Below are 24404 nucleotides of genomic sequence, written 5' to 3'. Positions count from 1 at the left end.
TCAGTGCTGCTGCGCCTGGCGGCGAAGGAAATCGATGGTGGCGGCGGTTGCCTGTTCGGCGGCCCGGCTGCTGCCGTCCGGCAATTGCCACATATGGTCCGCGTCCTCCAGAAGGAGAAGTTCGACGGCGGCATTGGAGCCTTCGAGCGCCTGGGCCAGGCCGGCGGACTGCTCCACGGGGACGAACCGGTCAGCCGTTCCGTGGATGAGGAGGAAGGGCGGCGCGTCCGTATGCACGTAGGTGAGGGGGCTTGCCGCTTTGGCCTTGTCCGGGGCGTCGGCCGGCCGGGCGCCGAGCAGCAGCGCCTCGCGGGAGCCGCGGTCATCGGCGCGCGCCACGGCGTCCGGCCTGGCCTGTCCGCCTATCCGCTCCAGGTCCGTGGGCGGGTACCAGGCCACAACCGCGGCAACATGGTCGTCCCCGTCAGCCTCCAGGGCGCCCTCCAGCTCAGCGAATTCCGCGGCTCCGGCGGTCAGTCCGAGGAGGGCGGCAAGGTGGCCGCCTGCCGAATCGCCCCAGGCGTAGATCCGGCGCGGATCCACCCCGTACTCAGCGGCATGGGTGCGAAGCCAGCGGACCGCTGCCTTGGCATCCAGCAGCTGGGCGGGAAAGGTGGCAACGTCCGTCAGCCTGTAGTCGGCGGAGGCCACCACAAACCCGGCCTCCGCAAGCTGTTCGATGGGGCTCAGGCCAAAGCCGTCCACGCCCGGCCCCAGCGAGGACCGCTCCCCCACCCGCCAGCCTCCCCCATGGAAATGGATCACGGCAGGCCGCCCGCCCTGCTCCTGGCCCTCAGCCGGGGAGCCGGGGAGGTAGAGGTCCAGCAGCAGCGGCCCGGCATTCTGTGGCCGGGCGAACTCGATCCCCCGTTGGATCCGCAGTGCCGTCATCGTTGACTCCATGTGTGCCGCGCCGTTTCTGTCCTGGATGGCTGGGAGCGGACCACTATCGGCGTCCGCCTTCATGGACTCAACTCTGGGGCATGGACAGGAACGGACGCGCCGCCGGTTTCACTCAATGAAACCCGTTTGGAAAGCGCGAGCCTGCGGGCTCAAAACAGTAAATGCCAGGACTTGAATCTGACGCTGCGTCAGGTCCTACGGTGGGGCTATGGATCATCTGGACGAACAGTGCTGGAGCATTGGCGAGCTGGCAGCAGCGACAGGCGTCACGGTCAGGGCACTGCACCACTACGACCGCATCGGGTTGCTCCAGGCAAGCGTCCGGACAACGGCAGGCCACCGCCGTTACACAAGGCAGGACCTCCAGCGCCTCTACAGCATCCGGACATTGCGCAGCCTCGGTGTGCCGCTGGGCGGGATCGCCGCCGTGCTGGACCAGCCCGGAGGGGATCCGGAGCCGATCCGGAATCTGCTGCAGCGGCAGCTGGACGCCCTGGGCGGGCAGGCCCGGCAGCTGGAGCAGCTCCAGCAGACCATCCGGGAGCTGCTGGATCGTATCAACAACGACGGGGACGCCGCCCCCGCCTTATTCGTAACCGTGTTGGAAGGCATGAGCATGTTTGAGGACTACTTCACCGAAGATCAGCGCCGGGAGCTCGCCGAGCGGCGCGCCCACCTGGGCCGGCAGGCCACGGAGGACGCACGGACTGAATGGGCCGGCATGGTTGAGGAGGGCCTGCGCCAGGTCGACGGCGGGATCCCCGCCACCAGCCCCGAGGCCAGGGACCTGGTGCGCCGCTGGGACGAGCTGGGCTCCCGCTTTCACAGCAGCGAGGGCACCAAGGAGGCAGCCCGCGCCATGTGGAACGGGAACAGTGGCGAACTCAGCAAGGCCCTGCCTTGGTCCGCCCAGCAGATGCAGGCACTGGTGGCGCACCTGCAAGGAGCCCGCGAGGCCGGATAACCGTCCGGAGCCTTTCAGCTGACCAGGACCTGGGTGGCGGACTCCTTCAGCTTGCCGTTGGCCCACTTCATCTGGCGGATGGTCTGGGGATGGCATTTTTCGGCCAGGGCCAGGAGGTCTTTGTCCTTCATCCCCTGCGCGGCCTGGGCCAGCAGTTCCCAGTCGGCCGATACGCCGCAGGCCTTCAGGTAAAGCTCCCGGAGGTCCCGCAGCAGCAGCATCCCGGTTTCCGGGCGCCGGCCCACCATCTCGCTGCCCTTCTCGCGAAGGGTTTCCATCAGGCCTGCCTCGCCGCGCGGCTCCGGATCCAGGTCCTGGCCGTAGTTCCCGGCGATGGCCGCTATGTCCCGGACGTGCTGCTGGGACCAGCGCGCCAGGTCCCGGGCCAGATGGTAGATCTCGTGGTCCACTTTGTGCCGCTCCGAGATGGTCAGCAGGTGATGCGCCAGGTCGTTCTCGGAGCGGTGCATTTCCTCAAGTACAAGCCCGAATTTCATCGTGCCCCTCCTGCCGTGCCCGTGGCTTCGTCCGCCAGGGCGGAGGCGATCCCCTTGGTCCTGGCCTCTTCCGGGAAGTCGCCGGCCGGAGCCGACGCTGTGGTGGTGGGTGCCGGGGACGGCCCGTCACCGCCCGAAACCCGGGTAATGCGTGCCGCCGCCGTCTTGAAAATGGGCTGCTTGGAGGCCGCGTCCCAGTCAGTGATTGTCAGCTCGTTGGCTGCCCTGCCCGCCCCGTCCGGCTGGTGGCCGCCGTCGGTGTCCCAGTAGCCGTAGTGGAACGGCAGGAAGAGGACGCCGTTCCGGATCCCGCTGATCCGCACCTTTGCGCGGACTGAACCACGGGGTGTCTCCACCTCTGCAAGATCGCCCTCGGCAATCCCGTACGCGCCGGCGTCGTCCGCTGACAACTCCACCCAGACGTCAGGTGCGGCTGCCTGCAGCTCAGGCGCCCGGCCCGTCTTGGTGCGGGTGTGGAACTGGTAGAGCGTGCGGCCGGTGATGAGCTGCAGCGGAAAGTCCCGGCTGGGGAGCTCGTGCGGCGGGACGTATTCAGCGGCCTTGATGATGGCCTTGCCCTCCGGGTTGAGGGCCTTGTATTCGGACGGATCCACGGGCGCGCCGGTGATCAGGTCCCGGCCGTAGGTTTCGCAGTACTCCGGGTGTGCCCAGAACTTGCCGCCGGCGTAGATGCGTTCGGTGCCGTCCGGGTTCTCGTCATTGCACGGCCACTGGATGCCGGACCCGCCGCGCAGCTTCTCATAGGTGATGCCGGTGTAGTCGCAGGGGCGGCCGCGGGAGCATTCCTTCCACGCTTCGAAGGCGGACTGGGGATCGTGCCACTTGATCAGCGGCTGCCCGTCCTTGTCCTGCAGGCCCATCCGGTGGGCGTAGTCGATGAAGATGTCCAGGTCCGGCCGGGCCTCGCCGGGCGGATCCACCGCCTTTTCCGACAGGTGGACGGTGCGGTCCACATTGGTGAAGGTGCCCGTCTTTTCGCCCCAGGTGGCGGCGGGAAGCACGACGTCGGCCAGCTGGGCAGTCTCGGACAGGAAGATGTCCTGCACCACCAGGAAGAGCCGCTCCTGCTCCAGGATGCTGCGGACCCGCGCCAGTTCGGGCAGGGAGACGGCAGGGTTGGTGCCGCTGACCCAGAGCATCCGGATGGAGCCGTCCTCCGCGTACCGCATCATCTGCATCACGTGGGTGGGCGGCGAGTAGTGCGGGATGGACATGGGGTCGATGTTCCAGACCCTGGCCAGGTCCTTGATGTGGGCGTCGTTGGACCAGTTCCGGAAGGCGGCCAGGTCGCCGTCGGCCCCGCATTCGCGGGTGTTCTCCGCGGTGGGCTGGCCGTTCATCTGCAGGATGCCGCAGCCGGGCCTGCCCAGCATGCCGCGGATGATGTTGATGTTGTTCACCTGCACGGCGGCAGCGGTGGCCTGGTTGGACTGGTAGAAACCTTGAAGGACCGTGGACAGCAGCCGCTCGGCGTGGCCGATGATGCTTGCAGCCTCAGAGATCTGCTCAGCCGGCACTCCGCAGATTTCTGCGGCCAGGGCCGGCGGATAGTTTTTGACCTCTTTCTCCAGCTCCGCGTACCCCACGGTGTGGGCCTGAATGTACTCCTGGTCCACCCAGCCGTTGGCGATGATCTCATGCAGGATGGCGTTCATCAGGGCCACATTGGTGCCGGGCCGCGGGGCCAGGTGCAGGGTGGCAGCCTTGGCCACGGGGGTCAGGCGCGGGTCCACGCAGATGATCTTGGGCGGGTTGGGTCCGGCCAGGCGGTCCAGCATTCGGGTCCAGAGGACGGTCTGGGTTTCCGCCACGTTGTGCCCGTAAAGCGCGATCACGTCAGCGTGGTCCACGTCCGTGTACGAGCCGGGCTGGCCGTCGCAGCCGAACGATTCCTTCAGCGCCTCGGCCGCCGTCGCCGTGCAGAGCCGGGTGTTGCCGTCCACGTGGTTGGTGCCGATGCCGCCGTGGGCCACCGTGCCCAGGGTGTAGTACTCCTCGGCGAAGAGCTGTCCGGTGGTGTAGAAGCCGATGGCGCTGGGGCCCTGTTCCGCCAGCAGGGCCTTTGACCGGTCCACTACCCGCTGCATGGCGGTGTCCCAGTCCGTTTCCACCAGCTTCCCGCCCTCCCGGATCAGGGGCTTGGTGAGCCGGTCAGGTGACGCGTTCGCCTGCCAGCCATACAGGTCCTTCGGTCCCAGCCGGCCGTGGTTGACCCGGTCCGAGGCCCTACCCCGCACGCCGACGATTTTGTTGTCCTTAACGGCAATATCCATGGCGTCACCGTTGGAATGCAGGAGCGACGCCGTCTGGACCCATCTGTCCACGTCCTCCGGGGTTACGCCCTCGGCCAGGTGGCTGTCCACCCTGACCGGCCATTCACCACCACTGCCGTACGGTGTCCTTGTCCCCCATGGTTCAGCTATTCGGTCAATCCGAGTCATCTGTCCATCTCCTGTCCGGAACCGGCAGGCAACATCGAAAACGACGTTGTCCCTAACGGGTCCCGTACCCAGGAGACGCCGCTGGTAACAGGTGTTTTTGGTGCCGTCCGGCAGTGGCCGTGCAGGTCAGGCGCTTATGCCTGGGCTTGCCGGCCCTGACGCTCCAGCGGACGTTCCTGCAGCGGACGCCGGGCAAGCCAGGCAGCCACGATGGCGCCGGAGATGTTGTGCCACAGCGAAAAGACGGCGGACGGCAGCGCGGCCAGCGGGCTGAAGTGGGCGGTGGCCAGCGTGGCGGCCAAGCCGGAGTTCTGCATGCCCACTTCGAAGGCGAGGGCACGGCGCGCTTTGTCGTCCAGGCGGCCGAGCTTCCCGGCGAGGTAGCCCAGGCCCAAGCCGAAACCGTTGTGCAGCACCACGGCGAGGAACACAATGGCTCCGGCACTGATGATCTTGCTGGCGCTGCCGGCCACCACTATGGCCACGATCAGGGAGATCACGACGGCGGACGCCCACGGAAGTGCCGGCAGCACCTTTGCCACGAGCTTCTTGAGGAAGAGCCGGGCCAGGAGGCCGGCCACCACCGGCAGCAGCACCGTCTTGACGATGTCCAGGACCATGCCGCCGGCGTCGATCTGGAGGTAGGAACCAGCAAGGAACAGGACCAGCAACGGGGTGACGATCGGGGCGATCAGGGTGGACACGGAGGCCACTGCCACCGACAGGGCAACATCGCCCTTGGCCAGGAACGCCATCACGTTGGAGGCGGTCCCGGAAGGTGCGCAGCCCACCAGGATGACGCCGACGGCAAGCTCAGGCTCGAGGTTGAGGGCACCGGCGATCAGCCAGCCCGCGCCGGGCATGATGATGTAGTGCGCAACGATTCCCAGTGCCACCGCCCACGGCCGCTTGGCCACCGCCGCGAAATCCGGCGGGGTCAGGGTCAAACCCATGCAGAACATGATGATGCCCAGCAGGTAGGGCACGCTGGGACCCATCGGTTTGAAGAGTCCCGGGAGCAGGAAGCCGATGACGCCTGCGGCCACCACCAGGAGGGGAAACACCGTGACGGCGATCCGCGCGATCCTGCTTTCCGCTTCCAGCGCAGGGTTGACGGGCGTCCCGCCCGGGGAATTGTGGGGTTTAGTTGCCTCAAGCATCTAACCATGCTGGCACCGGCCCGCAGGGTTCCGCCAATTGATGACCGTGAACGGTAACAACGGCGGAACCACGCGGACGTGCCGGGTCCGTCAATGGACCTGCTTGCGGAGCTCCATTTTCCGGATTTTGCCGCTGGCCGTGCGGGGCATGTCCGCCACCACCACCAGGGACTTGGGGATCTTGTAGCGGGCCAGCCTGCCGTCCAGGAAGCTGCGCAGCTGCTCCTCCGTCAGCGATTCACCTTCCCGGAGGGTCACGATCGCCTGGGGAACCTCGCCCCATTTGTCATCGCTGACTCCGATGACTGCCACGCTGCTGACGGCAGCATGCTCGGCGATGACTGCTTCCACCTCGGCCGGGTAGATGTTTTCCCCGCCGGAGATGATCATGTCCTTGAGCCGGTCCGAGACGAACAGGAAGCCTTCCGGGTCCCGGTAGCCCATGTCCCCGGAACGGAACCAGTGCCCGTCAGCGTAGCTGGCAGCCGTGGCCTCCGGCCGGTTCCAGTACTCCTTGATCACGTTGGGACCGGAAATCTGGATCTCCCCTACCTCGCCGGGGGCCACTGCACCGCCCAGGGGATCGGCGATCCGGAGGTCGGTGAAGAAGTGCGGCAGGCCTGCCGAGCCGGCTTTGTCCCGGGACCTGTCAACCGGAAGCATGGTGACGCCGGGGGCTGTTTCGGTCATGCCGTAGCAGCTGGTGAAGCCGACGCCGCGGTCCTCGTACGCGTCCAGGACCCGGCGGGGAATGGCGGAGCCGCCGCAGGTGAGCTTGTCCAGCGAGCTGAGGTCCGCCACCGGCCAGTCCGGATGCTCGCAGAGCAGCTGGAACGTGGTGGGCACCCCGTTGAGGGTGGTCACCTTGTGCTCCCGGATCAGCTCGAGGACCCTCGCGGGATCGAACTTTGCCTCCAGCACCACGGTGGCGCCCTTGAGCAGCATCGGCAGCAGGCCCATGTCCAGCGATGCCACATGGAACAGCGGCGAGATCATCAGGGCCACATCGTTGCGGTTCAGGTCCATGTCGACGATGGTGTTGATGCAGTTCCAGGTGATGTTCCCGTGCGTCAGCAGGGCGCCTTTGGGCTTGCCTGTGGTCCCCGAGGTGTAGAGGATCATTGCCCCGTCGTCGTGCCCCACGGCCACATCCACGGGACCCGGCGCAGCCGCCTGCAGCGCCTCCTCATAGGGCGTTGCCTCGCTCGGAGCCACTTCGTAGGGTCCGACGGCGGCCGGTGACGTGGCGGCCGAAGGTGCCGTCCCGCCGTCGGCCGTTACCACCAGGCGGTGGGTGACGCCGGTCCCTTCCAGCGCGGCGGTGGTGGATGCCTCCAGGGAGCCGGCGTTGACCAGGAGCCGGGCTCCGGAATCCTGCAGCTGGAACTGCAGTTCCGGCGGCGCGAGCCGGGTGTTGAGCGGCACGAAGATGGCACCCAGGAGGCCGCAGGCGAAAAACGTTTCCACGAAGGACGGGTGGTTCTCGCCCAGGTAGGCCACCCTGTCGCCCTTTGCCACTCCCCTGTCCCGGAGTGCGTTGGCCAGGCGGTCTGCCCTTTCGGCCAGCTCCTCGTAGCTCAGGGCGCCGGCACCGGACAGGAGGGCTGCCTTGGCACCCGACTTCCGGCGTCGGCGCTGCAGCCAGGATCCAACTCCGTTGTTGTCCATGGTTCTCCTAACGGACCGTAGTGAGGTCGTTGTTCTTAGACTCCCGCGTCAGGGCGATGAAGACAATCGAGACCAGTGCCATGACGGACAGGAACATCACCACCGGGAAGATGCTTTGGCCGGAGTCCTTGTAAAGTCCGGCGATGATGCCCGGGGTGAAGCCGGCGCCGATGAGGGTGGCCAGCTGGTAGCCGACGGCTGCGCCGGTGTAGCGGGATGTGGTGCCGAACTGTTCGGAGACGAAGGCTGCCAGCGGCCCGTACAGGCATGAGTGCAGGATCAGTGCCACGGTGAAGGCCACGAAGACAAGGCCGGTGTTGCCGGATCCGAGCATGCCGAACATGGGGAACAGGTAGGCGATGAACAGGGCCAGTCCGGCGATCATCACGGGCCGGCGGCCGAGCCGGTCCGACAGGCGTCCGCCCAGAAGCACGAAGATGATGGAGATGGCCGAGGCACCGGCGAAGGCGTAGAGCACGCCCTGCTGGGGCGCCCCCTTGGAGACGGCGTATGTCACCGAGAACGTGGGCAGCACCACCTGGAGGCCGAATCCGGCGGCACCGGCAAACATGATCATGATCAGTGCCTTGGGCCGGCGCAGCACGTCCAGCAGCGGGATCTTGCGCTTGGTGCCCTGTGCGTCCTCCTTGGCCACGGCCTCGGCGAAGATGGGGCTTTCGGAGACACGCAGTCGGACGAACATGCCCACGAGCAGGAGCACGAAGGACAACAGGAACGGCACGCGCCAGCCCCAGGCCAGGAACGCGTCCTGCGGCAGGGCCGAGAAGATGCCCATCACGACAGTGCCCAGGACGGCGCCGGTGGGGGCGCCGGCGTTGACGAAGGAGGCTGCGAAACCGCGCCGTTTGGGGTCGGCGTGCTCCAGCGCCATGAGTGCGGCGCCGCCCCATTCACCGCCGACGGCGATGCCCTGGCAGACGCGCAGCAGCACCAGGATGACGGCGCCCCACGGCCCGATCACGCCGGCGCCGGGAATCAGGCCGATGAGGGTGGAGGCGATGCCCATCATGGCCATGGAGATGATCAGCATTCCCTTGCGGCCCACCTTGTCACCGAAGTGGCCGAAGATCACCCCGCCCAGCGGCCTGGCCACGTACCCGGCGGCGAAGGTGGCATAGGCGGCCACCACTCCCACCCATTCGTCCGTTCCGGTGAAGAAGACCTTGGGGAAGGCTACTGCTGCGGCCGTGGCATACAGCAGGAAGTCGTAGAACTCGATGGTGCTGCCCAGATAGCTGGACAGGATGACCGTGCGCGCTTCCTTGCGCTTGGCGGCCGTGCTCGCAGGTGCGAGCGTGGTGTGTCCGGACATGGCTGTTCCTAAGGAGGGAGGGATGGGGTTTGGGGTTGCCTGCGGAGGCGGTGCCGGAAGGGGCGCCGCCGGTGTTGCGGAGGGGTTGCTGCCGGTGGTGCGGCTTACTTGTCGAAGCGGCTTATTTGTAGAAGCGGGCCAGGAATTCGGCCACGACGGCGGGGCGTTCCTGGCCTTCGATCTCGATGGTGGCGTTGACCTTGATCTGGGCGCCGCCCTTGACCTCGGTGACCTCGGCGATAGTGGCCTGCATGCGGACTTTGGAGCCCACCGTGACGGGTGAGGTGAAGCGGACCTTGTCCAGGCCGTAGTTGACCTTGGTGGTGACGCCGTCGACGTCGAACAGTTCGCCCCAGAACGGGATGATCAGGGACAGCGTGAGGAAGCCGTGGGCGATGGGGGCGCCGAAGGGGCCGTCCTTGGCGCGTTCGGGATCGGTGTGGATCCATTGCTGGTCGTCGGTGGCGTCGGCGAACAGGTTGATCTGTTCCTGGGTGATTTGGCGGTAGTCGGTGGTGCCGAGGTCCTTGCCGGACAGGGTGAGCAGGGTGTCGAAATCGACGACGAGATTGGGCATCGTTGCCTCCTGGCAGTTGCTTATTGGGTAAGGGAGTTGGGGTTCAGCGGGTGAAGGCGCTTTCGCCCGTGAGGGCGCGGCCGATGATGAGGGCGTTGATTTCGTGGGTGCCCTCGTAGGAGTACACGGCCTCTGCGTCGGCGTGGAACCGCGCCACGTCCGTGGCCAGGGTAATGCCGTTGCCGCCCACCACTTCGCGGGCCAGGGCGACGGTGTCGCGCATGAACAGTGACGTCTGCATCTTGGCCAGGGCCGAGTCCTGGTCACGGTAGATGCCCTTGGCCTGCTGCTCGGTGAGCCGGACCACCAGTGACAGGCTGGCGGTGACGTTTCCCAGCATGCGGGCCAGTTTCTCCTGGACCAGCTGGAAGGAACCAAGGCTGCGGCCGAACTGCTGACGCCCGTTGACGTAGGCCAGGGCCGCTTCGAACGCGCCGGCGGCGATGCCGGTGGCGATCCAGGCCACGTCCGAGCGCATCGCCCTCAGCATCGCCGCGACGTCCTTGAAGGAGTTCACGTTCTGCAGGCGCATGGACTCCGGGACGCGGACTCCTGCCAGGGTGATGTGGGCGTTCTGCATCATCCGCAGCGACGTTTTCCCGTGGATCTTCTCCAAGGTGACGTCGTCCGCGGTGCGGTCCACGAGGAAGGCCTTGACCTGTCCGTCGGCGGTGTCCCGGGCAAACACGGCCAGGACGTCCGCGGTGGCGGCGCCGCCGATCCAGCGCTTGGCACCGTCCAGGATCCAGCTGCCGTCGGCCTGCCGCCGGGCTGTGGTGGACAACCCCCCGGCGATGTCCGAGCCTGATTCGGGTTCGGTGAGGGAGAAGACGCCTTTGAGCGAGAAGTCGATGACTTTTGGCATCCACTCGGCCTGCTGGTCCTCGGAAGCGCCGACGCGGATGGCGGTCCGGAACAGGCCGGCCTGCGCGGTGTACCAGGTGGCCAGCGAGGCGTCGGTACGGGCGAGTTCGAAGATCCGGAAGCCCTGGTAGATGCCGCGGGCCGGCCCGTCCACAGTGAGTTCAGCGGGTTCCATGAGGTCCAGGTCGATCAGCGGCCGGGCGAGCTGCTCCGGGAACTCGCCCCGTTCCCAGTACTCGGCCAGCAGGGGTTTCGCTTCGCGGTCCAGGAAGTCCCTCAGCCGGGCCAGGACCCGGCGCTCGTCCTGCGTAAGGAGGGACTCGGCGTCGTACCAGTCCGCTGCGGAGTAGAGGCGGGCACCCATGGTGGGTGCCGTCGTCGTCAGCGGGCCCATCTCAGCCACCCAGCCCAAGGAGGCGCACCGCGTTGTCCTTGAGGATCTTGGGGCGGACCTCGTCCTTCAGGGGCAGGTCCGCGAAGGCGCCCAGCCACTTCTGCGGGGTGATCAGCGGGAAATCGGTGCCGAACAGCACCTTGTCCTGGAGGTAGGAGTTGGAGGCCTTCACCAGGGACTCCGGGAAGTACTTGGGCGACCAGCCGGAGAGGTCGATGAACACGTTGGCCTTATGCGTGGCGATGGAGTTCGCCTCGTCCTGCCACGGCACGGAGGGGTGGGCCATGATGATCTGCAGGCCCGGGAAGTCCGCGGCCACGGCGTCCAGCAGCAGCGGGTTGGAGTAGGCGAGCTTGATGCCGTAGCCACCGGGCAGGCCCGCGCCCATGCCGTTCTGTCCTGTGTGGAAGATGGCCGGCAGGCCCAGTTCCTGGAGGGTTTCCCAGAGAGGGTAGAAGCGTTCGTTAGAGGGGTCGAAGCCCTGCAGGGACGGGTGGAACTTGAAGCCGCGGGCGCCGAGCTCAATGGCCTGGTGCTTGGCTCCGGCGATTGCGTCCTCGCCGGTGCGCGGGTCCACGCTGCCGAACGGAATCAGGACGTCGTTGTTGCGGGCGGCGCCGGCGATGAGTTCGGGGATGCTGTTGGGTTCGTGCTTGAGCTGGGTGCGGGCGTCCACGGTGAAGACGACGGCGGCCATGTTCAGCCCGCGGTAGACCTCGGCGATCCGGTCCAGGGACGGGGTGCGGTCCTCAGCCTTGAAGTACTTGGCCGATGCCTCAGTCAGGGCCTCCGGCAGCGAGCCGTGGCCGCAGCTGTCCACCTCGAGGTGGACGTGCATGTCGATGGCGTCGAGCTTCGCGGGGTCAATGCCCAGTTCGTAACGGTCAGCCATGGTCAGCGGGCCTCGGCCGGCTGTGCGGGCTTGAGCTCTTCGGGCAGGGGCATGAATTGTTCGCCGTAGCTTTGCAGGGTGTCCTGGTTGAACAGCTGGCCGGCGTTCTCCTGCAGCGCCTCGTAGCTCCAGCCGCCCTGCCGGTACTCGGTGGTGGCAGCTTCCGGGTGGGTCCAGACCTGCAGGCGGTCACCACCGGCGCCGATGGCCTGGCCGGTGATGTTGGCAGCCTCGTCGGAGGCGAGGAAGGCAACCAGCCCGGAGACGTCGTCGGCCGTTCCAAAACCAAGGTCGTGACGGAAGAAGGCCGGCATGGCCTCACCGCGCTCCTCCGCTTCCACTGCCTTCTGGAAGTACGGCACGGTCTTGGTCATGGCGGTTGCGGCCACCGGGATCACGCTGTTGACCGTCACGCCGGCCTTCTTCATTTCCAGCGCCCAGGTGCGGACCATGCCAACAATCCCGGCCTTCGCCGCCGCGTAGTTGGTCTGGCCGAAGTTGCCGCGCTGGCCCGTCGGGGAACCGATGGTGATGATCCGGCCCTGGATGTTGTGTTCCTTGAAGTAGGCGTAGGCCTCGCGGACGCAGGTAAAGGTGCCCTTGAGGTGGACGTTGATCACCAGGTCGAAGTCCTCGTCCGTCATCTTCAGAATGCTCTTGTCCCGCAGGATCCCGGCGTTGGTGACCAGGATGTCCAGCCGGCCGAACGCGTTAACGGCCCCGGCCACCAGGGCCTTGGCGGCGTCGGTGGTTCCCACCGGAACCACCACTGCGGTGGCCCGTCCGCCGTCCTTTTCGATCTGCGCGACGGCCTGGGCTGCGGTGTCGGCGTTCACGTCGTTAATGACGACGGCGGCACCCTGGCGGGCGAGTTCCCTTGCGTAGGCGAGGCCGAGGCCCTGCCCGCTCCCGGTGACGATTGCAACCTTGCCGTTCAAGCTCATGGCCTGCTCCTTCGCATGCGCCGGCCGAAGCCGTTGGGGTGGTCCCACTGCGGTGTGAGATCCTTGTTGGATTCAATGAAATTACGGATCATTGAAAAAGTCAACGATTGTTTTTTACCAGCACCGGAGTTGTGATGGCCAACTTGAGCACAGACGTTCAGACCCCGCGCCTTGCGGCCGCCGGGATCGGCAGTGATGTGGGCCTGCTGTTGGCCAAGCTGCATGCCGCAGGTTCGGTCCTGAACAACAAGGCACTGGCCGATTTCGGCCTGCGCGAGCGCTCCTTCTCTGTCCTGACGCTGGCCTGCAGCGGGCTGGAGCCGACGCAGCGGGAACTGGCGGATTTCCTCAGCCTGGACCCCAGCCAGGTGGTAACACTCGTGGACGACCTGGAACGGCGCGGGCTCGTGGAGCGGGCGCAGGGAAAGCAGGACCGGCGCGCCAAGATCATCGTCTCCACCGCCGAGGGACGGAAGATGCACACCAAGGCGCGCGCTGCCATGGACGCCGCGGAGCTGGACCAGCTTTCGGGGCTTTCCGACACTGAGTCGCAGGAGTTGAAGCGGCTGCTCCGCAAGGCATTGTGGGGTGCGGCGAAGTAGGCAACAGGAGCCCGCAAAATCCGCCGCAGCGCAGGGAATTTTCGTTATTTATGTGTTATGGCCCCGCCTCGAAAAACGGCTGTCAGAACGAAACTTCGCGTCTAGTCTGTGACTAATGCCCCAGCCCTGATTATCCAGGAGCGAGAGAGGGCAGATGTCGCGCCTAAAAGCGCTTTCTGGGGGACTTCAAAATCATGACTTCAAACCGTTTCGGACTTTACGGCGCCGCGACTGTCGCGGGCGTTGCCATCAGCCTTGTCCTTTCGGCCTGCGGGCCTCAGCCTGCAGAGAATGCGGCCCCGGAAAGTACGGCTCCCGCATCTTTGGCCACCACGTCATCGCCGCCGCCTGCTCTTGGTACACCCAGTGGTGAAGCTGCTCCCTCATCAGCTGCGCCCTCCGCTGAGGCTCCTGTACAGCCCGCTTCACAGTCCGCCCCCGCAGAGCCTGCACCTGTCGTTCCGGCCCAGCCTGTAGCGCCGGCCCAGCCAGCACTGGCGTCGTTCACTTTCCCTGATGGGCACATGTCCTTCTCCTACCCGGCTTCGTGGTCCGTCAGGACGCAGCGGGGGCCGGGCCGGGAGGGGCCTGGGTTCCAGCCCATTGAGGCAATTGTCTCGGACGGAACCGGCGCTGACCTGTTCCGGATCGCGAGCGGCGCGGACGGGATCGGCTGCACGGCAGGCCCCGTCAGCCGTACCGTGCTCGATGAGGCAGCCGTCCCAGGCATGACGGAGGTCGACGGCAGCACGCCGCTGTTCGGATTCATCGTCGAACGCATCGGCGGACAAGACCAGTACGCCATGGCGGTCATGAACCGCCGCAACCTCCAGGAGGGTGAGGCCGGGTCGCACTGCACGTTGCTCGTGATGGGGAACGGCGGCTCAGTCAACCAGGTCATTTTCTTCGACGAGCCCGCCACCCTGGCGACCCGCTCGGCATTCAGCAGCCGTCAGGCGGCGAAAGAATGGATGGCCACGGAGCAGTACGCGCAGCTCAAGGCCCTGATACTAAGCCTCAAATACTCCTAGCGGTTTCGAGGAACGGGCCGGGGCCGGACCCGCCCGGGCCCGGCCCACTGTTAGTGGACGATGAATACTGGGCCGGCTGGTTTCGGCCTGCGCGAGCACTCCCGGGGACCAGGGCACAGGCCAGCTGCTGGGACAAGGCCACAGGATCGGACAGTCCTATTGGAAGGGAAGGTTGGAGCCCTGGGGGAAAGGCAGGACTCCTTGTGCCGGCGTCATCGTGAACCATTCGGCGCCCTGCTTGGTCGCAAAAATGATGACCCTTTCGGCGGTATCAAGGGGATCGCCGTCCGGGTAGGGATCTCCTGCTGTGCAGGTCGGGGGCATCGAGGAGATGCGTATGTTCCCCTCTCCGGGGTCTCCTTTGAGAACCCGCTCGACTTCAACAAGGTGGGTGGTGGCCTTGGAGCCGTAGATTTTGGTCTCGCCGACGTGGCCTTCAGGTTTTCCGATGAGCACCACGGGGGCCTTGTCGTATTGGTCCTGAGGGGTCTTAAACCAAACCCAGTCGACGCACGCTACAGGGCCGCCGTCTGTCACAGGGCTGGCAGACCGCTGGGTTGGGCTCATGGAGTTGGCAGTGGCTTCCCCGGTTCCCGGTCCACCCGTCACCTCGTCACCGCCACATGAGGTCAGCAGCAGGGTGAGAACCATGGATGGAACCAGGAATCGCCATGACCCAATGCTCTGCATTGCGCTCCCTCATAAGTGGACGCTGATCGGATCATATAGGGGTTTCCTTTTGAATGCACCGCATCTTTTCCATCGGCTCGGTGTCCCGATTCTGGCGGTACGAGTGTTGCAATCATCGGTTTTTCAATCACCCTACGGTGTTGAGGAGAAGAAACGAATGCTCGTCTTTCGACCCCTACTGCTTTCCCCCGCTCACATCAGCCGCTATTTGAGACCATTGACCTTCACTTCGCCAAAGCCTTTGGTCAGCCATGCGCAAAGAATAGCTCTACTCCGTTAGCGCCGGCCTACTCGCTTCTGAAGTTGAGTGTGTCATTTCCGCTCTTCCAGGTGAGAGTCCCGTTGCTGAAGGTCTGTTCGATAGGCCGCTGCAGGAACTCCAACACCCACTGCTGCTGCTCGCCCAGATCCCCGTCGATGCACCCGCTCGCGCCGATCACGATGTCTCTGACAGTGAGCGTGGTACCAGTGATTGTTGCTGGCCCGCTCATGGGCGCGCACCTAGGTACCACGGCCAGCCGAAGTTCACCGTTTACGGCGGCCAGCTGCGCGCTAACGCCCCCGGACGCTACCCAGGGGAGGTCTTCGCCATTCGCCGTGCCCGAGATGCCCAGGTATTTCGTGCAGGGGGCCGACGGCAGGAACGCCGCACAGGATGATTGGGGCGGTGAAGTGGTCGTGGAACCAGGAACTGCGCTGGTGGACGTAGGGGATTCGACTGAAACAGGTACGGCGGTTTCCGGCATTGCGGTTCTCACATCACCGCAAGATGTCAGCAGCACGCCAACCAATAAAAGTGGAACTATGTACTGCCACAACCCCGGTTGGCTCCGTCGCATTCCTGTTCCCCCAATGTCCGCTACCGCGTAAGGACAAGCAAAGTGCCCTCAGCATTCCACCCACCCATCCCTTTGTGAAGGTGTAGGCACCAAGCTGCCCTAACTAAAGCGCGCTTTTGGAACCAAGAAATCTGGTTGGCCAGGCCCGGCGGACCCACCGGCGGTATTTTGGTGACGGAAGAAGGTTGTTTCACCGTTCTAGCTGGTCAAGCTCAGAGGAGTTGCAGAGATGGATGAACGTCAGAAGCTGACGGTTCCCGATCTCGTTGGGCAGCCTGTGCATATTGCCCAAGAGATGGCGGCGAACATGGGGTTTGGTCTCGCCGCCGGAGACCCTGACGGGCCGGGACTCCGTTCGCGTACGTGGCCAGGGCTGTTCTGGGTGACCTCCCAAGATCCGTCCGCTGGGTCGGTCCTTGAGCGGGGAAGGCAAATTCGGATTACTTTCGTTCGGGACGGTCAAGCCCGAAGCGACGTGCCGGAGCAGACGGGCGGGCCGACCCCCTCACTAAGGAGTCATGCGGAGGCTGAGAAGGACGAGTGAGCGATGTCCGGTGAGGGATCCTCTTACGGGACAGCTGAATCCCTGTGTCGGTGTCTCATAACCTCAGCGCCTCAGACTCTAGGGTCTTGAGACGCCAGGAGTCAGCTGGCCACGAGGTCAGACCCGAGGCGCATGGTTTTAGTAGCCAATGGGCATCCTGAGTGTGTAGGGCTCTTCCAAGACTTTGATTTCCTCCTCTGTCAGGCGGACGTCGAGGGCTGCGACAGCGTCGGGGAGGTGGTGTTCCTTGGTGGCACCGACGATCGGTGCGGTTACTACGGGGTTGTTCAGCACCCAGGCGAGGGCGACGTGCGCCATGGGGATTCCCCGTGCTTCTGCAATCTTTTGAACTGCATCGGCAACGGGCTTGTCGGCCTCGCTGAAGCTGCGTTCGGCTACGGGATCGTTGGCGGACCGTGCAGTGTCGCCGCCCCACGGCCGGGCAAGCCGTCCCTTGGCAAGTGGGCTGTAGGGGATGCTGCCGACGCCTTGGTCGCTCAAGAGCCCGAACATCTCGCGTTCCTCTTCACGGTGCATAAGGCTGTATTGGTCCTGCATGGACACGAACCGCGTCCATCCGTGCAGATCCGCGGCGTGCTGCATTTTGGCGAACTGCCAGGCCCACATCGCGGAAGCACCGATGTAACGGACCTTGCCAGCCTTCACGAGATCGTGCAGGGCCTCCATTGTTTCCTCGACCGGGGTCTCGGGATCGAAGCGGTGGATTTGGTACAGATCGACGTAGTCCGTGCCCAGCCGGGTGAGGGAGGCATCGATTTGCTCCAAAATGGCTTTGCGTGAGAGGCCGGCACCGCCGGGTCCGTCGTGCATTTTGAACATCACTTTGGTGGCGAGGACGACGTCCTCGCGGCGGGTGTACTTCGTGATGGCCCGGCCCATGATTTCCTCGGCCGTACCGAATCCATAGATGTTAGCGGTGTCCCAGAACGTGATGCCCAGCTCGACGGCCTGCCGGAAGATCGGCCCGGCCGCGTCATCATCCAGCGCCCAGTCAGTAAATCCGCGGGAGGAGTCACCAAAACTCATTCCTCCAAGGGCAATACGGCTGACTTTCAGGCCGGAACGGCCCAGACGTGTGTACTCCATAAAGTGTCCTTTCAACGGCGCACCAGACCCGGACGGGGAAGGTGCAATCGGTGGTGTATTGCGGCGGGTTCCGGCGATGACATCGCGCAGTCCCGCCACGGTCCTGGCGGTGCTGTGGGCAGCTAGGGGTTGTGGGGTGCTGCGGCCGCGGAGTCGGTGCTCTGCTGGGTTGCGGCCCAACTGGAGAGCAGCTGCAGGGCGTCGTGGGATGGTGATCCGGGTTCGGCGCTGAACGTGATGAGCATTAGCCCGGGATCGGCCGTGAGTTCCAGGACTTCGAAGTCCAGGTTGAGTTCCCCGACGGCGGGGAGGTGGATGCGTTTTGATCCGCTCTTGTGCTGGTGGACGTTGTGCGCTGCCCACCGCAGCCGGAATTCGTCGCTGCGGGTGGAAAGCTCTCCGACGAGGTCCGAGAGCCGACGGTCGTGCGGGTCGCGTCCGACCGCGGCCCGCAGCGTGGCGACGCATTCATTCGCCGCACGGTCCCAGTCGGGGGCGAAGTCCCTCCCCCGGGGATCCAGGAAGATGAACCGGGCCTGGTTCGGCGGCAGGATCGCGGTGTCGAACTGGGCCGCGTACAGTGCCCGGCCCATCCGGTTGGCAGCGATGATGTCAAGCCTGCCGTTCTGAACGATCGCGGGCAGGTCGGTCATCGCGTCGAGCATCCGCTGTACGGTCGGCCGGACACGCTGCTCCGACGCCCTTGGACGCCGTGGGCGGACAGTGTTTTCCGACGCGCGGACCAGGTCCCTCAGGTGCCGCTCCTCGACGTCGTTCAGGCGCAGGGCCTGGACCAGGGACTCGAAGATGCTCTCGGAGACGCCACTGAGGTTTCCGCGCTCGAGCCGGCTGTAGTACTCCACGCTGACCTGGGCGAGCATCGCAACCTCTTCCCTGCGCAGCCCCGGCACCCGTCGCCGGCCGTAAGACTGCAGGCCAACCTGCTCGGGCGTCAGCCTGGCCCGCCGGGAGGTCAGGAACTCCTGGATGTCATCTCGGATGCTCATGCCTTCAACGGTATGCCGGAGGCCCGGGGCGTAACCATGCCCTGTCAGTACATGGCTTAGGCGGGTCTGTTTACGCCCATATGGGGCGTGGTCTCGTAGATATTGACGGCATCAAACGCCGACCACATCCCCCTCGAAGCGAAGGTTTACCCCCATGCCCTCCACCACCAAGAAAGCCAGGCTGCCGCTGGTTGTGCTGCTCCTGGCGATCGGCACGTTCCTGATGAGCACCACCGAGTTCGTCATCGCAGGCCTGCTGCCCAACATGGCATCAGACCTCGGTGTCAGCGTCTCCCAGGCAGGGCTGCTGATCACCGCATTTGCCATCGGCATGATCGTCGGCGCCCCCACCATTTCCGTCGCCACCATGCGCCTGCCCAAACGCCTCACCCTCGTCCTGTCCCTGCTGCTCTTCGCGGCCGGCCACATCATTGCCGCCATCAGCCCGGCCTTCGAAATCGTGCTGATCGCCCGCATCATCACTGCCCTGGCCACCGGTGCGTTCCTGTCCATCGCCGCCGTCGTAGCCACCTCCGCCGCCGGGCCCGAGAACGCCTCCCGCGCCATGGGCGTAATGATGAGCGGCATGGGCCTGGCAATCGTGGCAGGCGTACCGCTGGGCTCCTTCATCGGCCAGGCCATCGGCTGGCGCGGCATCTTCTGGGCACTTGCCATCCTCGCCACCCTCGCCGCAGCCGTCATCGGCAAGTTCGCTCCCGCCGATGCACACCAGGAAGCCGTCACCCTCCGCTCCCAGCTCGGTGTGCTGCGCGAAGGCAAGCTGTGGCTCGTCCTTGCAACCACCGCATTGGTCTCCGGAGGATTCCTCGCCGCCTACTCCTACATCTCCCCGCTCCTGACCGAACGCACCGGCATCTCCGAAGCGGCCGTGCCGCTGCTGCTCGTCGGCTTCGGCATCGGCGCCCTGCTCGGAACTGTCGTGGCCGGGCGAACCGGGGACCGCAAGCCGCTCGTCACATACTTCGCCATCGGCGGCGGATCAGCCCTGGTACTCCTGCTCATGATCCCGCTCTCCACCCTTGTCGTCCCGACCATCGTGCTGGTCATCCTGCTCGGCTTCACCGGCATGGGCGTCACCGCCATCGCCACCCCGCTGGCCGTCCGCTTCGGACACTCCGGCCCCTCCCTGGCCGCAGCCCTGACCGTCTCCGCGTTCAACGTCGGCATCGCCGCTGCCACCTGGCTCGCCGGCGTCGCCCTCGACTCCACCCTCGGCACCACCGGCCCGGCAACCGTCGGCGCAGCAATGGCCATCCTTGGCCTTATCCCGCTCATCATCCTGGCCCTCATGCGCGCCACTCGGACCACCCCGGCAGTCGCAACCCAAAGCACCGCCCCCGCAGAGCTCGATGACGACGTCCTGGTCTGAACCGGCACTGCGCGCAACCAGCCACCCGAAAAATCCCCGGAACGGCCTCACCGAGACCGAGATCAAGGAAGCCATCATCCACCTGGCGTTTTACGCGGGCTGGCCCAAAGCCGTCTCCGCCATGAACGTCGCCAAGAGCATCTTCAACAACCAGTCCTAGACGCCGCGAAGGAAGAGAAGAGTCATGCCAGAAAAGAACCCGTACATCACCTTGAACAATGGCGTCCAGATGCCCGCCCTGGGCCTGGGCGTCTACCAGAGCTCACCGGAAGACACCACAGCAGCGGTCCACGCCGCGCTCAACGCCGGCTACCGCCTGATCGACACCGCCGCCGCGTATTTTAACGAACGCGAGGTCGGCGAGGGCATCCGCCAGTCCGGCATCGACCGGTCGGAGATCTTCATTGAAACCAAGCTCTGGATCAGCGATTACGGCTATGACGAAGCACTGGGCGGGTTCGAGAAGAGCATCAGCAAGCTCGGTGTTGACCAGGTCGACCTGTTGCTGCTGCACCAGCCCCTCGCCGCCGACTTCGAGAAGACCATCGCCGCCTACCAAGCGATCGAAAAGCTCCTCGCCGACGGCCACGTCCGTGCCATCGGCGTCTCCAACCAGACCCCGGCCCAACTCGAGGAACTCATCGCCCGCACCAGCGTGGTGCCTGCGGTGAACCAGATCCAGGTCCACCCGTACTACTCCCAGCCCGAGTGGCGGGCGGCCAACACACGCCACGGCATCCTCACCCAGTCCTGGTCCCCCATCGGGGGCTCCTACATTTATGGCGATTACGAGAAGAACCCGCTCGAGGAGCCAGCCATCACAGAGATCGCGGCGAAATACGCGAAGACCCCGGCCCAGGTCATCCTCCGCTGGCACCTTGAGCACGGCTTCTCCGCCATTCCGAAGTCGGTCAAGGCCCAGCGCATCGCCGAGAACTTTGACGTCTTCGACTTCACCCTCACCCCCGATGAGGTCACTGCCATCGATGCGCTCGACACCGGCGTGCGCGGCGGCCCTGACCCCGACTCGCTGACCCTCGAGAACTACGGGTTCCCGATTCCTGCCTGACCCCCTGCTGCGGCCCGCCACCACGGCGGGCCGCAGCACCAAAACCAACAGCCCACCGCCCACAAGACAGGAGACCCGCGTGCGCGCAGACGGCCGCCCTCTCACCGAACCCACCGACCACCCCAGCTCACCCGGCACGGCCCTCGTCGTCGGGGCATCCCTCGCAGGGCTCATGACTGCCCTGACGCTCTCCAGGGCCGGCGTCCACGTCACGTTGCTCGAACGCTCCGATGACACCGGACGCACAGGAGCTGCCCTCCAGGTCCCCGACGGTCTCCTCGAACGCATCACCGGCCTCCCCGCCTCCCAGGTGCCCCAGCCCCTCGCACCCGGGATCCAAACCTGGTTCGCCGTCCACGATGCACTCCGCGCCGCCATAGAAACAAACCCGATCATCGAACTCCACCAAAACACCACCGTGCGCAAAGTCGGCCAGGACGGACAATCCGCCTGGGTCCTCACCTCAGACAAACAGAGGATCACGGCAGACCTGGTAATCGGGGCCGACGGCCACCGCAGCACTGTTCGCCGGCACATCGCGCCGGATCACCCTGATGCCACGTTCGCCGGCTACGTCATATGGATCGGCATCGCCGATGAGTCAGCCATCGGTGCCCGCCGCTGGCCACGCGACGTGGCCTTCCTCGGCGACAACGACCATACGCTGCTCGGCTACCCGCTCCCGGGCGCCGAGGGTTCCCGCGAGCCAGGATCACGCCGCCTGGGCTGGGCCTGGTACGACTCCAGCAGAAACGGACTGCTCCGCTCCACCGGCAGCGTCAGCGGTTCCGTGGTGCGGCACTCGCTCATGCCCGCCGGTATCCCCAGCGGGACTTTCCGGGAACTCGCCGCACAGGCCCGGGAACTGTTTCCCTCGCCATGGAAGGACGCGATCCTTGACAGCATTGAACGGCGGGCCGTCATCGGCACACCCATCGCCGAATACGTACCCGTACGGCTTGCCACCGGCAGGGTGGCCATCGTCGGAGACGCCGCCCACGTTCCAACCCCCATGACAGGCAGCGGCTTCGCCGAATCCCTCCACGACGCCGAAGCCATCGCCGACGCCATCACCGACTTCGGCACCACCAGCACAGCACTGCACAGCTACGAGAATGCACGACTCCGCAGCGCCCGGAACCTCGTGCAATCAGGACAAGGTTTCAGCCGTTCCTTCGCCCGCCGCGCAGCTTAACCCAAATTCCGCTACTTTCCGGTCCCCCAAAACAGACCGGACACACCGAAGCCCGCAGAGTCTCCGCGCCATCCGCCTGTGCCAGGGCGCGAGGGTCGGTTCTTACGCTCAGGACGGCTTCGAGCACACGAACATGACGGTTCGAATGCGTCGCTCGGCGAGGTTGGCCACCTGGTTGGCTGTCATCTGCGTGAAACTGTCGCCCAGGAACGCCGCGAAGGTCACGGGTGGCGGGCCGTCCCGTTGGATCCGCGCAAGCATCTGCTGGAACCATACGAGGCTCTCGTCCGATGAGTCGACTTCCGAGACCACATCGAAACCGGCCGACGGGAGGAGTTGGCGCATGTCTTCCAGGGTCGCAGGAAAGCTTGCCGAGGGGTCATCGGCCCAAGGCACCGGGTAGTGCACTTCCCCGCCTTCACCCTGCAGGACGTCGTAAACCACGAACCTCCCGCCCGGTCGAAGGACACGGAAGGCTTCCGAATACAGGGCGTGTTTATCGGGAATGTTCATCGCCACGTGCATGGTCAGTGCCGCATCCGCAGACCTGTCGGGAAGGCCTGTGGCTGTGGCGTCCCCGACCTGGAAGCGGGTGCGGTCGGACAGGCCTGTCCATTCCGAGAGCGCCGTCGCTACCTGGCAGAACTCCGGCGTGAGGTCCACCCCCGTGACCGTGCACCCGGTCAACTCGGCGAGCGTCCGCGCGGGGCCGCCCAACCCGCTGCCGAGGTCGAGCACACGGGAATCTGGAGTGAGGGCCAGAGCCTCGATGATTTCCAAAGTCGCCCTGCGGCCCCTGATGTGGAACTCGTCAACAGCAGCGAGATCGGCCGGCCGCAGCGTTGTACGGTCCAGACCGGCCGCGTCCAAGGCAGAACCGATGGCCGCCACAAGTCCCCCGGGGCCGGTGTAGAAGGCCGAGATCTGGTTCATTGCGCCATCCTCACACCGGGTGGCCGCGGGGTCAACGGGAAGCGCCTACCTACCGAGGCCCGTCTTACCAGTCGTGGACGGTGCCGTCGACGAGGCGGTTGTAGGGCAGGTAGGCCTGCTGGTACGGGTATGCGGCGGCGGCTTCTTCGTTGAATTCGACGCCGATGCCCGGCTTGTCGCCCGGGTGCAGGTACCCGTCGGTGAAGGTCATGGACTGCTCGAAAACCTCGTTGGTCTTGTCCGAGTGCTGCATGTATTCCTGGATCCCGTAGTTGTGGATCGCCAACCCCACATGGAGCTGCGCCGCAAATCCCACCGGGGAAATGTCCGTGGGCCCGTGGAACCCTGACTTGATCTGGTACTGCGCGGCGAAATCCATCACCTTCTTCAACGGGCTGATCCCGCCAAAGTGGGTGGACGCGGCCCGGACATAGTCGATCAGCTGTTCCTTGATCAGCGTCTGGAAGTCATACACGGTGTTGAAGATCTCCCCGATCGCCAGCGGCGTGGTGGTGTGCTGCCGCACCAGGCGCAGGCCCTCCTGGTTCTCAGCCGGCGTGCAGTCCTCCAGCCAAAACAGGTCATACGGCTCCAACGCCTTGCCCAGCTTCGCCGCCTGGATCGGCGTCATCCGGTGATGCCCGTCATGCAACAAAGGGATCTCCGGCCCAAACTCATTCCGGACCGCCTCGAACACGGTAGGAAGGTGCCGCAGGTAGGCGCGGGTGTCCCAGTCCTCCTCCACCGGAAACGCACCCCGCCCCGCCGGCTCGTAGTCATACCGCTCCCCCGACGCCTGCGCCTGCGCAGCCACACCATAGACGGCCTTGATCCCCGGCACCGCCGTCTGGATCCGGATCGACTTGTACCCCAGCTCCAGGTGCTCCCGGACCGAATCAAACAGTGACGGGATGTCCGCACCCGAGGCGTGCCCGTACGCCCGCAAACCGTTCCGCGACGCCCCACCAAGCAACTGGTACACCGGCATCCCGGCGAGCTTGCCCTTGATATCCCACAACGCCATATCCACCGCAGCGATCGCCGCCATCGTCACCGGACCCCGCCGCCAATACGCACTCCGGTACAGGAACTGCCACGTATCCTCAATCCGGTGCGGATCCTTGCCAATCAGCAGCTGGGCGACGTGCTCCTTCAAATACGCGGCAACAGCCAGCTCACGGCCGTTCAACGTGGCATCGCCAATACCGGTCACACCATCCTCCGTGGTAATCCGCAACGTAACGAAGTTCCGGGAGGGACTGGTCACAAACACATCGGCGGCAACGATCTTCATGAGTTGGCTTTCGGGTAGATGGGAAATTTTGGGTGGTTGGGACAA

Annotated in this window: 24 protein-coding genes; 8 read left to right on the top strand and 16 right to left on the bottom strand. The window is 65.4% G+C overall.

The window, feature by feature from the left end:
- On the bottom strand, positions 1-891 hold the full coding sequence (locus ACR65K_RS13000; RefSeq protein WP_440153234.1) for an alpha/beta hydrolase fold domain-containing protein: 891 nt from the start codon (positions 889-891) through the stop codon (positions 1-3).
- A 220-nt stretch (positions 892-1111) separates the two neighbouring features.
- Between ACR65K_RS13000 and ACR65K_RS12995 the strand changes: the two genes are divergently transcribed.
- Positions 1112-1867 (top strand): MerR family transcriptional regulator, encoded by a 756-nt coding sequence (locus tag ACR65K_RS12995; protein ID WP_440153233.1) that lies wholly within the window; start codon positions 1112-1114, stop codon positions 1865-1867.
- 14 nt (positions 1868-1881) lie between these two features.
- On the opposite strand, the gene ACR65K_RS12990 is transcribed toward ACR65K_RS12995, so the two are convergent.
- The 9 genes from ACR65K_RS12990 to ACR65K_RS12950 all read right to left on the bottom strand — a co-directional run bounded on the left by ACR65K_RS12990 (position 1882) and on the right by ACR65K_RS12950 (position 12658).
- Positions 1882-2364, bottom strand: coding sequence for a hypothetical protein (locus tag ACR65K_RS12990; protein WP_056337926.1), 483 nt, complete (start codon positions 2362-2364; stop codon positions 1882-1884).
- Entirely contained in the window at positions 2361-4826 is a 2466-nt protein-coding gene (locus ACR65K_RS12985) for a molybdopterin oxidoreductase family protein (RefSeq protein ID WP_440153231.1), read from the bottom strand. The genes ACR65K_RS12990 and ACR65K_RS12985 overlap by 4 nt, the downstream gene beginning before the upstream one ends.
- A 134-nt stretch (positions 4827-4960) precedes the next feature.
- The gene (locus ACR65K_RS12980; RefSeq protein WP_440153230.1) at positions 4961-5986 is read right to left on the bottom strand and encodes a bile acid:sodium symporter family protein; all 1026 of its coding nucleotides are present in this window, start codon (positions 5984-5986) and stop codon (positions 4961-4963) included.
- A gap of 90 nt (positions 5987-6076) precedes the next feature.
- Entirely contained in the window at positions 6077-7654 is a 1578-nt protein-coding gene (gene menE / locus ACR65K_RS12975; RefSeq protein WP_440153228.1) for an o-succinylbenzoate--CoA ligase, read from the bottom strand.
- A 7-nt stretch (positions 7655-7661) separates the two neighbouring features.
- Positions 7662-8987 (bottom strand): MFS transporter, encoded by a 1326-nt coding sequence (locus ACR65K_RS12970; protein ID WP_440153226.1) that lies wholly within the window; start codon positions 8985-8987, stop codon positions 7662-7664.
- Between the two features lie 121 nt (positions 8988-9108).
- A complete protein-coding gene (locus ACR65K_RS12965; protein ID WP_018772160.1) occupies positions 9109-9564 on the bottom strand; it encodes a MaoC family dehydratase in 456 nt (151 codons plus the stop codon).
- 43 nt (positions 9565-9607) lie between these two features.
- Positions 9608-10822 (bottom strand): acyl-CoA dehydrogenase family protein, encoded by a 1215-nt coding sequence (locus tag ACR65K_RS12960; protein WP_440153308.1) that lies wholly within the window; start codon positions 10820-10822, stop codon positions 9608-9610.
- A gap of 1 nt (position 10823) precedes the next feature.
- Positions 10824-11714, bottom strand: coding sequence for an amidohydrolase family protein (locus ACR65K_RS12955; protein WP_440153225.1), 891 nt, complete (start codon positions 11712-11714; stop codon positions 10824-10826).
- Positions 11715-11716: 2 nt separating this feature from the next.
- Positions 11717-12658: an SDR family NAD(P)-dependent oxidoreductase gene (locus ACR65K_RS12950; protein ID WP_440153223.1), complete on the bottom strand. Its 942-nt coding sequence runs from the start codon at positions 12656-12658 to the stop codon at positions 11717-11719.
- 134 nt (positions 12659-12792) lie between these two features.
- Between ACR65K_RS12950 and ACR65K_RS12945 the strand changes: the two genes are divergently transcribed.
- Both ACR65K_RS12945 and ACR65K_RS12940 read left to right on the top strand, forming a co-directional pair.
- The gene (locus ACR65K_RS12945; RefSeq protein WP_440153222.1) at positions 12793-13260 is read left to right on the top strand and encodes a MarR family winged helix-turn-helix transcriptional regulator; all 468 of its coding nucleotides are present in this window, start codon (positions 12793-12795) and stop codon (positions 13258-13260) included.
- Between the two features lie 524 nt (positions 13261-13784).
- Positions 13785-14291, top strand: a complete 507-nt coding sequence (locus tag ACR65K_RS12940) for a hypothetical protein (RefSeq protein WP_440153221.1) — start codon at positions 13785-13787, stop codon at positions 14289-14291.
- 156 nt (positions 14292-14447) lie between these two features.
- Here the strand turns inward: ACR65K_RS12940 and ACR65K_RS12935 are convergent, their stop codons facing one another.
- On the bottom strand, positions 14448-14942 hold the full coding sequence (locus ACR65K_RS12935; RefSeq protein ID WP_440153219.1) for a hypothetical protein: 495 nt from the start codon (positions 14940-14942) through the stop codon (positions 14448-14450).
- A gap of 326 nt (positions 14943-15268) precedes the next feature.
- A complete protein-coding gene (locus tag ACR65K_RS12930; RefSeq protein WP_440153218.1) occupies positions 15269-15472 on the bottom strand; it encodes an META domain-containing protein in 204 nt (67 codons plus the stop codon).
- Positions 15473-16049: 577 nt separating this feature from the next.
- Here ACR65K_RS12930 and ACR65K_RS12925 point away from each other — a divergent pair.
- Positions 16050-16364, top strand: a complete 315-nt coding sequence (locus ACR65K_RS12925) for a PASTA domain-containing protein (protein ID WP_440153217.1) — start codon at positions 16050-16052, stop codon at positions 16362-16364.
- Positions 16365-16502: 138 nt separating this feature from the next.
- On the opposite strand, the gene ACR65K_RS12920 is transcribed toward ACR65K_RS12925, so the two are convergent.
- Both ACR65K_RS12920 and ACR65K_RS12915 read right to left on the bottom strand, forming a co-directional pair.
- On the bottom strand, positions 16503-17471 hold the full coding sequence (locus ACR65K_RS12920) for an aldo/keto reductase (RefSeq protein WP_440153216.1): 969 nt from the start codon (positions 17469-17471) through the stop codon (positions 16503-16505).
- 122 nt (positions 17472-17593) lie between these two features.
- Positions 17594-18478, bottom strand: coding sequence for a helix-turn-helix transcriptional regulator (locus tag ACR65K_RS12915; RefSeq protein ID WP_440153215.1), 885 nt, complete (start codon positions 18476-18478; stop codon positions 17594-17596).
- 154 nt (positions 18479-18632) lie between these two features.
- Between ACR65K_RS12915 and ACR65K_RS12910 the strand changes: the two genes are divergently transcribed.
- The 4 genes from ACR65K_RS12910 (at position 18633) to ACR65K_RS12895 (ending at position 22132) form a co-directional block, all read left to right on the top strand.
- Positions 18633-19868, top strand: a complete 1236-nt coding sequence (locus ACR65K_RS12910) for an MFS transporter (protein ID WP_440153214.1) — start codon at positions 18633-18635, stop codon at positions 19866-19868.
- Positions 19849-20028: a carboxymuconolactone decarboxylase family protein gene (locus tag ACR65K_RS12905; protein WP_440153213.1), complete on the top strand. Its 180-nt coding sequence runs from the start codon at positions 19849-19851 to the stop codon at positions 20026-20028. The genes ACR65K_RS12910 and ACR65K_RS12905 overlap by 20 nt, the downstream gene beginning before the upstream one ends.
- Positions 20029-20052: 24 nt before the next feature.
- A complete protein-coding gene (locus ACR65K_RS12900) occupies positions 20053-20937 on the top strand; it encodes an aldo/keto reductase (protein ID WP_440153211.1) in 885 nt (294 codons plus the stop codon).
- A gap of 79 nt (positions 20938-21016) precedes the next feature.
- Positions 21017-22132: an FAD-dependent monooxygenase gene (locus tag ACR65K_RS12895; RefSeq protein ID WP_056337875.1), complete on the top strand. Its 1116-nt coding sequence runs from the start codon at positions 21017-21019 to the stop codon at positions 22130-22132.
- A 108-nt stretch (positions 22133-22240) separates the two neighbouring features.
- Here the strand turns inward: ACR65K_RS12895 and ACR65K_RS12890 are convergent, their stop codons facing one another.
- Positions 22241-23065 (bottom strand): class I SAM-dependent methyltransferase, encoded by an 825-nt coding sequence (locus ACR65K_RS12890; protein WP_440153210.1) that lies wholly within the window; start codon positions 23063-23065, stop codon positions 22241-22243.
- Between the two features lie 64 nt (positions 23066-23129).
- A complete protein-coding gene (gene manD / locus ACR65K_RS12885; protein ID WP_440153209.1) occupies positions 23130-24359 on the bottom strand; it encodes a D-mannonate dehydratase ManD in 1230 nt (409 codons plus the stop codon).
- Positions 24360-24404 lie beyond the last annotated feature (45 nt).

It is taken from the genome of Arthrobacter sp. SAFR-179 (assembly GCF_059414945.1).
The sequence above is the reverse complement of the archived record's forward strand: the minus strand, read 5'-3'. Positions and strand labels throughout refer to the sequence as shown.